7 protein-coding genes are annotated in these 10895 nt (G+C 68.7%); 3 read left to right on the forward strand and 4 right to left on the reverse strand.

The window, feature by feature from the left end; translation table 11 throughout:
- Window positions 1-15: 15 nt before the first annotated feature.
- Window positions 16-1008, reverse strand: a complete 993-nt coding sequence (locus ACR65K_RS08840) for a M56 family metallopeptidase (protein WP_056333246.1) — start codon at window positions 1006-1008, stop codon at window positions 16-18.
- Window positions 1009-1014: 6 nt separating this feature from the next.
- Window positions 1015-1398: a BlaI/MecI/CopY family transcriptional regulator gene (locus ACR65K_RS08845; protein ID WP_018769682.1), complete on the reverse strand. Its 384-nt coding sequence runs from the start codon at window positions 1396-1398 to the stop codon at window positions 1015-1017.
- A 261-nt stretch (window positions 1399-1659) separates the two neighbouring features.
- Between ACR65K_RS08845 and ACR65K_RS08850 the strand changes: the two genes are divergently transcribed.
- The 3 genes from ACR65K_RS08850 to cydD are packed head-to-tail and all read left to right on the forward strand — an operon-like array spanning window position 1660 to window position 7834.
- Window positions 1660-3264 (forward strand): cytochrome ubiquinol oxidase subunit I, encoded by a 1605-nt coding sequence (locus ACR65K_RS08850; protein WP_056333251.1) that lies wholly within the window; start codon window positions 1660-1662, stop codon window positions 3262-3264.
- Between the two features lie 15 nt (window positions 3265-3279).
- A complete protein-coding gene (gene cydB / locus ACR65K_RS08855; protein WP_440152337.1) occupies window positions 3280-4329 on the forward strand; it encodes a cytochrome d ubiquinol oxidase subunit II in 1050 nt (349 codons plus the stop codon).
- A 1-nt stretch (window position 4330) separates the two neighbouring features.
- Window positions 4331-7834, forward strand: coding sequence for a thiol reductant ABC exporter subunit CydD (gene cydD / locus ACR65K_RS08860; RefSeq protein WP_440152339.1), 3504 nt, complete (start codon window positions 4331-4333; stop codon window positions 7832-7834).
- Here the strand turns inward: cydD and ACR65K_RS08865 are convergent.
- Both ACR65K_RS08865 and ACR65K_RS08870 read right to left on the reverse strand, forming a co-directional pair.
- A complete protein-coding gene (locus tag ACR65K_RS08865) occupies window positions 7757-8275 on the reverse strand; it encodes a DinB family protein (protein ID WP_440152341.1) in 519 nt (172 codons plus the stop codon). The two genes, cydD and ACR65K_RS08865, sit on opposite strands and share 78 nt — an antisense overlap.
- Window positions 8276-8309: 34 nt before the next feature.
- Complete coding sequence (locus ACR65K_RS08870) at window positions 8310-10826, reverse strand: DNA gyrase/topoisomerase IV subunit A (protein WP_440152343.1); 2517 nt, start codon at window positions 10824-10826, stop codon at window positions 8310-8312.
- Between the last annotated feature and the right edge of the window lie 69 nt (window positions 10827-10895).

A 10895-nucleotide genomic window follows, 5' to 3' on the forward strand; every position in this document is an offset into this window, starting at 1 on the left:
TCCAGCGCGCCGGCGTCAGCCGAGCAGCCCGGGAACCACCAGCAGCGCCGTGGGCAACGCCAGCAGCAGGACGGAGCCGGCCAGGACGGCGCTGCGGACGGCGGCGGGAAGCTGGGGCTGCGGCGTCAGGAGGCGGCTGACCCGCGAGGCCGCGGTCCTGACGGCGTCCGAACCCGGTCCGCCCGACGCCGCCTCCAGCCCTGACAGGGCCAGCGTGGGCGAGGACGGCCGGATGTCACCGGCTCCGGCGTTTCCCGCCGAGCCGCTGGCCACGATGGCGATCGCCTTGATGAGGGTCGCCTTGCTCTCGGTCCGCAATGCAACGTCGTCGGCCAGCATCTCGATCAGCGAATTGACGGCCTCCTGGGCAAGCCGGGTGGTGGGCAGCCAAGGGAGCGCCTGGCGCCAGGCAGCGAAGGCCCACAGCAGCAGGTGGTGCCGTTGGCTCAAGTGGGCGTTTTCGTGAATCAGGACGGCCCGCAGTTCGGCCGGCTCAAGGGCAGCCATCAGGCCGTCCGACAGGACGGTTACCGAGCGGGCGCCGCCGGGAAGGCAGTACGCGACGGGGGAGTCGTGGCTGATGACCAGCGTCCCTGCATCCTGGGCCGAGGGGGAGGCCAGCAGGGCCAGCAGTTCGCGGTGCCGGCGCCGCTGCCGCTGGATCTTGTAGTACGTCAGCAGCAGCGTGAACACCAGGTGGGCCGTGAGCAGGGCAGCCGTGGACAGCGCAAAGATATGCCAAAAGCCCAGCGCAGTGGTGGGGGCATTGAAGAGCACCATTCCTGCCAGTGCGCGGAGCCCTGCGATGAGGTTGTCCCCGATGGGTTCCAGGCCGTAGACCAGCATGGCGCCGATCATGGACAGTCCACCTGCAAGCGCGATCGCCTGCCACAGCAGCATGGCCGTGAAGGGCGACCTGGCCGGCCATTGTGCGCGTGACAGGAGGATCGGCACCGGCCAGGCCAGGATTATCGCAAGGACCGCCAGCAGGTATGAGGCCCAGAACATGGTGTGTTAGAGGTGGCCCAGCAGTTTGCGCAGCGTCTCGGCTTCACCTTCGGACACGGACCCGATGAAGCGGGCCAGGACGGCCTCGCGGTCCGGGGCTGAGCCCAGGACTTCATGCATGAGTTCGGCGGTGTGGTCCGCGCGGCTGGACACCGCCTGGTAGCGGTGCGGGCGGGTTCCGCGTTCGCGTTCCACCAGCCCCTTCTTTTCCAGGCGGGAGAGTACGGTGAGCACCGTGGTGACGGCCAGCTCCTTGCCTTCGTGGCCCGGCCCGCCCTGCGCTGCGGACGTGCGCGCCAGCTGGTCCCTCAGGGTATTGGCCGTAGCCGCTTCCTGGCCCGCCCAGAGCAGGTCCATGACTGCCCGTTCCAGTTCACCAAGACTAGCCATTTCACTTTTCCTTTTAATTCCCCGCACCGTGCTCTTTGGATGCACGGTGACCTCACCAGGTTTGTTCAACTACACCACTAAATCTACCCCGAAAACGTCCCGGGTTCTACATCGGGTAGAACAGTGGCGCGCCGGCGCCTGCCGGTCCATGCTTGGGGAGGGTGGTTCGTTTTCGCCCGCCGGCGCCAATGTTCTACACTTTGTAGAAGTTATAGTTCTACGACGTGTAGAAAACTTCATTGGCTAACAGTAGGGACCGCCATGGACGCCTTGGAAATCGCACGCTGGCAATTCGGTATCACCACGGTCTACCACTTCATGATGGTGCCGCTGACCATCGGCCTGGGCCTGGTGGTCGCGGTTATCCAGACCGCCTGGTACCGCACCGGCAGGCCCGAGTACCTGCGCATGACCAAGTTCTGGGGGAAGCTGTTCCTCATCAACTTCATCATGGGCGTGGCCACGGGCATCGTGCAGGAATTCCAGTTCGGCATGGCATGGAGCGAGTACAGCCGGTTCGTGGGGGACGTCTTCGGTGCCCCGCTGGCCCTTGAAGCCCTCCTGGCCTTCTTCGTTGAATCGACGTTCCTGGGCCTGTGGATTTTTGGCTGGAAGCAGCTCAAGCCCGCCATCCACCTTGCCTGCCTCTGGGTGGCCGTCATCGGGTCGGCTCTTTCCGCCTACTTCATCATCGTGGCCAACAGCTGGATGCAGCATCCGGTAGGCGTGGAAATGATCAACGGCCGGCCCGTCATGACCGATGCCTGGGCCGTGTTCACCAACAACACCGCGCTGGTGGCCGTCCCGCACACCCTTTTCGGTGCCCTGGCCGTGGCCGGCGGCTTCCTCCTGGGCATCGCCTGGTACCACCTCTGGCGGAGGCGGCACGATGGCGTTGACACCGTGGGTGCCGACGGCAAGGTCATCCCGGGTGAAGACGTCCGCATCCCAGGCCGTGACCGTGCAGACCACAGCGTGTGGATCCGGTCCCTGCGGATCGGCGCCGTGGTGGCCATGATCTCCTTCGCCGGGACCGCGGTGACCGGCGACCTGCAGGGCAAGCTGATGTTCCAGCAGCAGCCCATGAAGATGGCAGCCGCGGAGGCGGCCTGCCACGACGGCACCGGCTTCTCCGTCCTAAGCATCGGCAACGTGGGGTCCAGGAACTGCGATGATGTCGTGGCAGTGATCGAGGTCCCGGGCATCCTGTCCTTCCTGGCCAAGGGCGACTTCACCACCGAGGTTAAGGGCGTCAACAGCCTGCTGCCCGAATACAAGGCCAACTACGGAACCAACCTGCCCGACAACCCCATCTACGGTGAGCGCGCGGGCCAGGAGATCGAATACGTGCCCGTCATGGAAGTCACCTACTGGGGGTTCCGGATGATGATCGGCTTTGGCGGCCTGGCCGCCCTGGCCGCACTGGTGGCGCTCTGGCTCACCCGCAAGGGAACCGTGCCGGAGTCGCGGGGGCTCATGCGGCTGGCTGTCTTCGGCATCCTGGCCCCGTTCGGTGCCAACGCCGCCGGCTGGATCTTCACCGAAATGGGCCGCCAGCCGTTCGTCGTGGCCCCCAACCCTGACCCCAGCGGCATCGACCAGGTGTTCATGTTCACCGCCGCCGCCGTCTCACCGGGTGTCTCCGCGGGGGAACTGATCGCCTCGCTGGTGGCATTGACCGCCGTTTACGCAGTCCTGCTGGTGGTGGAAGTCAAACTGCTGGTCAAATACATCCGCGGCGGCGTGGTCTCCGCAATGCCCGAACTCGGCCATGCACCGGTGGACGAGAACGAGGATGCGACGCCGGGCCCCGGCGGCCCCGGCGATACCAAACCCGCCGACGACGTCCTGGCCTTCGCCTACTAGCAGAGGAAACACACAATGGAACTGCTTCCCACCATTTGGTTCATCGCCATCGCGGTGCTGTGGACCGGCTACCTCTTCCTGGAGGGCTTCGACCTGGGCGTGGGGATGCTGATGAAGCTCTTCGCCCGCAACAACACCGAGCGCCGGGTGCTGCTGAACACCATCGGACCTGTCTGGGACGGCAACGAGGTGTGGCTCCTGACCGCCGGCGGCGCCACCTTCGCAGCCTTCCCCCTCTGGTACGCATCGCTGTTCTCCGCGCTCTACCTTCCCCTGCTGGTGGTCCTGCTGGCCCTGATCTTCCGTGCGGTTGCGTTCGAATACCGTGGCAAGGTGGACACGGACAGCTGGCGGAACCGGTGGGACTGGGCCATCGCGCTGGGGTCCTTCTTCGCGGCTTTCGGCGTCGGCGCCGCCCTGGCCCTCACGACCACCGGCCTTCCGCTGAACGCCAACGGCGACCGTGAAGGCGGCCCCATGGCCTGGTTCAGCGGCTACGCCCTGCTGGGCGGCATCGCCGTGGTGGGTTTCGCACTGCTCCACGCCTTGGCCTTCCTGGCCCTGAAAACGGATGGCGAGGTACGGCACCGTGCGCGTCAGTGGTTCGTGCGGCTCCTGCCGGTCCTGCTCCTGCCCATCGCCGCGTGGGCCCTCGCCATCCAGTTCATGGACGGCAAGGTTTGGACCTGGGCCGCCGTCATCCTGGCCGTTGCTGCTGCCGTTACTGCCTGGCTGCTGGCCCGGAACGGCTCCGAAGGCCGGTCCTTCCTGGCCCTGGGCGCCTTCCTGGTCCTGGGCACGGCGTCCATCTTCGGCGCCGTGTTCCCCGTGGTGCTGCCCTCCACGCTGGACAGCGCCTTTGACCTCACCATCTCCAACGCGTCCTCCTCGGACTACACCCTGGGACTGATGAGCATCGTGGCGGCTGTCGGCCTTCCCCTGGTGATCGCCTACCAGGCCTGGACCTACTGGGTGTTCCGCCGCCGCGTCAGTGCCGCCCACATCCCGGAAGCCCACAGCTTCCTCCCGGCGGTGGCCGCCAAGGCGTTCACCACCAAGGGCTGACGTGCGGCCCACCTTTCCTGCCGGTCCGGCAACCCGCTCCGCCATCTACTGGCTGGGAGTCCTGGCCGCCCTCAAAGCCCTGTCCCTGGTCCTGATCGGCCAGGCGGTGGCCTCCGTCCTGGCCGGCCTTGTAGCCGGGAACCTTGCCTGGGCAACCCAGCTGACGGCCGGACTCGCCGGCGTCGTCCTCCGATCGCTGACCGTCTGGGGCCAGGCCGTCGCCGCCCGCCGCGCTGCCCTGGGAGTCAAGGAAGAGCTCCGGGCGGAGCTGCTGGCGCGTGCCCTGCGCACGGGCGTCCGGTCCTCAGGCCCTGCCGACGGCGGCCTGGCAGTACTGGCAACCCGCGGACTGGACGCCCTGGACAGCTACTACACCCAGTTCCTTCCCGCGCTGGTCAACTGCGCGGCCGTGCCACTGCTGCTGGGGGCCCGGATCCTCTTCGCGGACTGGGTGAGCGCGCTGGTTATTGTCCTCACCGTGCCCCTGATCCCGGTGTTCATGGTGCTGATCGGCCGGTACACCGAGGACAGCGTCCGCGAGGCGCAGGCGTCGCTTGCCCGGCTGAGCGCCCACATGCTGGAGCTGGCCAAAGGCCTGCCGGTCCTGGTGGGACTGGGCCGGGCCACCGCCCAGCGCAAGGCCCTGGAGGAAATCTCCGACGAATACCGCACCCGCACCATGGGCACCCTGCGGACCGCCTTCCTGTCCGCCCTGGCCCTGGAACTCATCGCCACCATTTCGGTGGCCGTTGTGGCCGTCTTCATCGGGGTCCGGCTGGTCCACGGCGACATGCCACTGGAAGCCGGCCTGCTGGCGCTCCTCCTCGCGCCGGACTGCTACCTTCCGCTGCGTGAACTGGGCACCGCCCACCACGCCAGCGACGACGGCCGGGTGGCGCTCGCGGAAACCGCCGCCGTGACCGGCGCCCCCGAGCCAACACCCCTGCCGGCGGCAAAGGCCGGCAGGCCCGGTGCCCCGCTGGAGGTCACCGGACTTACTGTGACCTACCCCGGACGGTCCGAAGCAGCCGTGGGACCCCTCACCTTCACCGCGCCGCAGGACAGGATCACCGCCCTGGACGGACCCAGCGGCGCGGGCAAGAGCACCATCCTGGGCGTGCTGGCCGGAACCATCGGCGCCGGCGGCGGGACGGTCATCACCGGATCCGTCAGCGGACTGGACCGCCGTGCCGTGGCCTGGGTGCCGCAGCACCCCGTCATGGTGGCAGGCACCGTCCTGGACGAGGTGCTGCTGTACCTTTTGCCGGACCCCGGCCGGGGGACGGACCGGTTGGCCGCCGAAGAGACTGCCCGCCGCTGCCTCGACCGCGCCGGAGCAGCCCACCTGGCAGCGAAGCACCAGGCGGAATTGAGTCCCGGCGAGCTGCGCCGCGTGGCCCTGGCCCGCGGGCTGGCCAGGATCGAGGCCGGTGCCACCCTCCTGCTGCTGGACGAGCCCACGGCCCATCTGGACGATGCTTCCGCGCTCGTGGTGGAGGACGCCATCCGGCGGCTCCGTGGCGAGGCCACCGTCATCCTGGTGGCCCACAACCAGCGCACCCGCCAGCTCGCAGACCTTCTGGTGCCGGTGGGAACGGGGAGCCAGGCCGCGCCGGCAACACTCCGGGATGACAGCGGTGAGCAGCTCCTGCCCGCTGCCGCCGCGGACCCTGCCCCAGCAGTGGCGGCCGTGGGCAACGCAGGCAACAACGCCGGCACCAGCCAGCCCACCCAGGCCGCACCTGGCCCGGTCCGCCTCCTGGCCGCCCTCCTGGCACCGGTGCGGGGAAAGTTTGCCGCGGCCGCTTTCATCGGCACCCTGGCGGCCGTCTTCGCCGTGGCGCTTTCGGGCCTTTCCGGCTGGCTCATCATCCGCGCCAGCGAGCAGCCGCCCATCCTCTACCTCCTGACCGCCATTGTCGGCGTCCGGTTCTTCGGCATCGGCCGGGCCGTCTTCCGCTACTGGGAGCGGCTGCTGCTGCACGATGCCGTCTTCGCCGCACTCACCCGCCTGCGCGGCCGGCTTTGGGAGTCACTGAGCCGCAGGGCCCTGTCGCTGCGCCGGCTCCTGCAGGGCGGCAACGTGCTGGGGACGGTCATTGACGACGTGGACACGGTCCGCGACCTCCTTCCCCGCGTGGTCCTGCCGCCCATCACGGCATTGGCAGTATCCGTCCTGGCCGTGACCGCCACCGCCGTCCTGGTCCCGGCAGCCCTTCCCGCGGTTGCGGGCGCGGCCATCAGCGGCCTGCTGCTGGCCCCCGCGGCGGCACTGTGGGGCGACCGAAAATCCGCCAGCGCCGAGCAGTCCCTTCGCTCCGGCGTCCTGCGCCGCGTCACGGCGGCCCTGGACGCGCGCGCCGAACTGCACGCAAACGGCGTGGCACCCCGCGTGCTTGAGGCGCTGCTGGCAGAGGACCGCCGCGCCACGCGCGCATCCCAGCGCTCAGCCTGGGCCGACGGCCTGGGACATGCCGTCGCCACCGCCGCCTGCGGCACCGCGGCGCTGGCCGCCGCATGGCTGGCGGCTCCCGGCGTCCTCGCGGCCCAGGTGGCCCCGGCCACGGCAGCCGTCGTGGTGCTCCTGCTGCTTGCGCTGGTGGAACCGTACGCAGCGATGACGACGGCGGTCCGGCAGTTCCCGGCGCTCCGTACCGTCATGCGCAGGGTGGGGGAGTCGGGGGCCCTTGAGAGCGGCGGCGAGGCATCCGATGGGCTGCAGTCCGTTCCCGGCCGGGCGGGCGGTCTGCCCGGCGTTGAACTGGTGGACCTTGCCGCGGCGTGGCCGGGCGGCTCCCCGGTCTTCACAGGCGTGGACGCGGTGGCAGCTCCGGGGCGGTGGCTGGCAGTGACCGGGCCGTCGGGTTCGGGAAAGTCCACCCTGCTCTCGGTGCTGCTGGGGTTCCTGCCGCCGGCCACGGGCCAGGTGCGGGTCAGCGGCCGGGCGGCGTGGTGCCCGCAGGAGGCGCACCTTTTCGACTCCACCATCCGTGGCAACCTGATGGTGGGCAGGCCGTCAGGGAACGCTGCACCACCGCTGGCGGATGACGGGCTGGAAGCCGTCCTGGCCGCCGTCGGACTTGCCGGCCTGGTGGGCCGGCTCCCGGCGGGACTGGACACCCGGATCGGTCCCGGCGGTGCCTTCCTGAGCGGCGGCGAGCGCCAGCGTCTGGCCGTGGCACGGACACTGCTGACCGGTGCGGAGGTGATCCTGCTGGATGAACCCACCGCCCACCTGGACGCGGAGTCCGCGGCCGCCATGCTGGCGGACCTGCGCGCAGGGCTGCGGGACCGCACCGTGGTGCTGGTCACCCACAACCCGGCAGATATCCTGGCCGGCGACGCCCGGCTGGATCTTTCGGCGTCATCCGGACAGCGCCGCGGATCGCTGGCCGCTTCCCGCTTGGCCCGGACTGGCTGGGGTTCTTTAGCCGTCGACGTCGTGAAGGTGGTGGACGACGTCGTGCAGGAAGTATTGGGAGAGCGTGAGGACAGTGAACTCTGAGCCGTTGCTGCGCAGCCCCCTGCGTCCCCAGTCCTCTTCCCGGACGCGGGCGAAGGCCTCAGCAGCCTGGTGGCCTTCCGCCGTCAGTTCGCGGGCCACCTCGGATGGTTCGGCGTTGGCGTAGTCCTTCTCGACGGCCGTCCGGTCCTGGTCCCAATCCTCGAAACGGGCGCCGTCTTCGGCCAGCATCAGGTTCAGCCGCTGGTCGAAGAGTGCGAAGACGTCCCGCACATGGCATGCATACTCCAGGGCCGACCATGTGTCGTCGCCGGGGCGCTGCGCGGCGTCCGGCCGGCGGAGGACGGCCCGCCACCGGGGGATCATGCTTTCGATGCTCCCGGGAACCGTTGCCGGCGTGGCCGTGGAGGCGTCGAAGGAGCAGTCCGGGCAGGGGCGGGACAGGACCCAGGTCCAGTCCTTGGCATCAGGAACGATAGGCATGGGAGCAGTCTAAGCGGTGTCCATGCGCCCGAAGCTACGCCTCTGCCGGGCCGTCCGTCCATGCCATCGCCGGACCCACCGCTTCAACCGCCTGGGAGAGCGGGACGCCCGAACCGTCGCGGCGGCCGTGTTCCTGCGGCAGCGACCGCGCCACGCCCGCAGCGGATGAAGCCTTGGCCGGACCATGCCCGGCCCAGGCGAGCAGCAGCATGTCCTCACCCTTGAGGAACCGGTGTGACCGGACCCCGGCGGTGGCACGCCCCTTGGCCGGATACTCGGAGAAGGCCGTGACCTTGGCCGTGCCCGGGGCGGTGCCCGGCAGGGCGCCGTTGGTGCCGGCGATGGTGACCACGACGGCGGCCTCGTCCTTGGGCTGGACGGCGCCGAAGAAGATCACCTGGTCGCCCGCGGCGAGCTTGATCCCGGCCATGCCGCCGGCGGTACGTCCCTGGGGGCGGACGACGGCGGCGGGGAACTTCAGCAGCTGGGCCTCCCGGGTGAGGAACACCAGTTCGGTGTCGTCGTCTCCGGCGGGGGCCACCCCCACCACCACGTCCTTGTCCTTGAGGGTGATGACTTCCCAGTCCTCGCGGTTCAGCGGGTAGTCCGGCTGGACGCGCTTCACCACACCCTGCGCCGTACCGATGGCCAGGACTTCGTCGAGGCGCACGAACGCCACCAGGGTTTCGCCCTTCACCAGGGTGAGGAACTCCTTGGCCGGGACGCCTCCCGCCAGGTTGGGCAGGCCGGTCACCGGCGGCAGGACCGGCATGTCCATGACCTGCAGGCGCAGCATGCGGCCCAGCGAGGTGACGGCCGCGATTTCGCCGCGGGCCGAGGTCTTCACCACGGAGGCGTACACGTCATGCTTGCTCCGGGGCCCGGCCTCGGCCAGCGGCTCCTGGTTGCTGGTGCGGGCCACCTGCCCGGAGGCGGTGAGGATGGCCCAGCAGGGGTCGTCAGCGATCTCCAGTGCCAGCGGCGCGGCCTTGCCCTTTTTGCCATTGGCCGCCACCAGTTCGGCGGACGCAACGGTGGGGGCTACGGCCTCGGATTCCAGCAGCACGGTGCGGCGGGGGGTGCCATGTTCCTCGGCAATGGCACCGAGTTCGTCGGAGACCACGGTGCGGAGCAGTTCCTCGGAGTCCAGGATGGCCTGCAGTTCCGCGATTTCGCGGCGGAGTTCGTCCTGTTCCTTTTCCAGCTCGATCCGGGAGTACTTGGTGAGCTGGCGGAGGCGCAGTTCCAGGATGTAGTTGGCCTGGATCTCGGTGAGGTCGTAGATGGACATCAGCCGCTCACGCGCTGCTGAGGCCTCGTCCGAGGACCGGATGATCTGGATGACCTCATCGATGTCCACAATGGCGATGAGGAGGCCCTCCACCAGATGCAGGCGGTCCTTCTTCTTCCCGAGCCGGAAGACGGTCCGGCGCCTGACCACGTTGATGCGGTGGTTGACGTAGACGCGCAGCAGGTCCACCAGGCCAAGCGTCTGCGGCTGGCCGTCCACCAGCGTGACGTTGTTGATGCCGAAGGAGTCCTCCATCGGGGTGTACCGGTAGAGCTGCTGCAGGACAGCGTTCGGGTTGAAGCCGTTCTTGAGCTCGATGACCAGCCGCAGCCCGTGCTTGCGGTCCGTCAGGTCCACGATGTCGCTGATGCCGGTCAGTTTCTTGGCGTTGACGGCATCCTTGATCTTCTCGATCACCTTCTCCGGGCCCACCATGTACGGCAGTTCGGTGACCACCAGGCCGGTACGGCGTGCGGAGAGCTGTTCCACCTCCACCTTTGCCCGGGTCTTGAAGGAGCCGCGGCCGGTGGCATAGGCGTCGCGGATGCCGTCCAGGCCAACGATGCGGCCGCCGCTGGGCAGGTCAGGGCCCGGGACGAACCGCATGAGGTCATCGAGGGTGGCGTCCGGGTTGGCAATCAGGTGCCGGGCGGCGGAAATGACTTCCACCAGGTTGTGCGGGGCCATGTTGGTGGCCATGCCGACGGCGATCCCGGTGGCTCCGTTGACCAGCAGGTTGGGGAACGCGGCGGGAAGGACGTCCGGCTGGGTCAGCTGGTTGTCATAGTTGGGGACGAAGTCCACCACGTCTTCGTCGAGGTGGTTGGTGAGGGTGAGGGCGGCCGCCGCCAGCCGGGCCTCGGTGTACCGCGGCGCTGCCGGGCCGTCGTCGAGCGAGCCGAAGTTGCCGTGCCCGTCAATCAGCGGCAGCCGCAGCGAGAAGTCCTGCGCCATGCGCACCATGGCGTCATAGATGGCGGCGTCCCCGTGCGGGTGCAGCTTGCCCATGACCTCGCCCACCACGCGGGCGCTCTTGACGTGGCCCCGGTCCGGGCGCAGGCCCATGTCGCTCATCATGTACAGGATGCGGCGCTGTACCGGCTTCAGCCCGTCACGGGCGTCGGGGAGGGCACGGGAGTAGATCACCGAGTACGCGTACTCCAGGAAGGAGCCCTGCATTTCGGACGTCACATCGATATCGACGATGTTTTCCGTGTAGTCGCTCTCCACGATGGGCTGTGAACTTTGGCGGCGTGCCATGGGGTTTGGTAAATCCTTCTGGGGTTACTGCGCAGCCTTGGGGTGTGCTGCGATAGTTTTTGGCTAGGC

The organism is Arthrobacter sp. SAFR-179 (genome assembly GCF_059414945.1).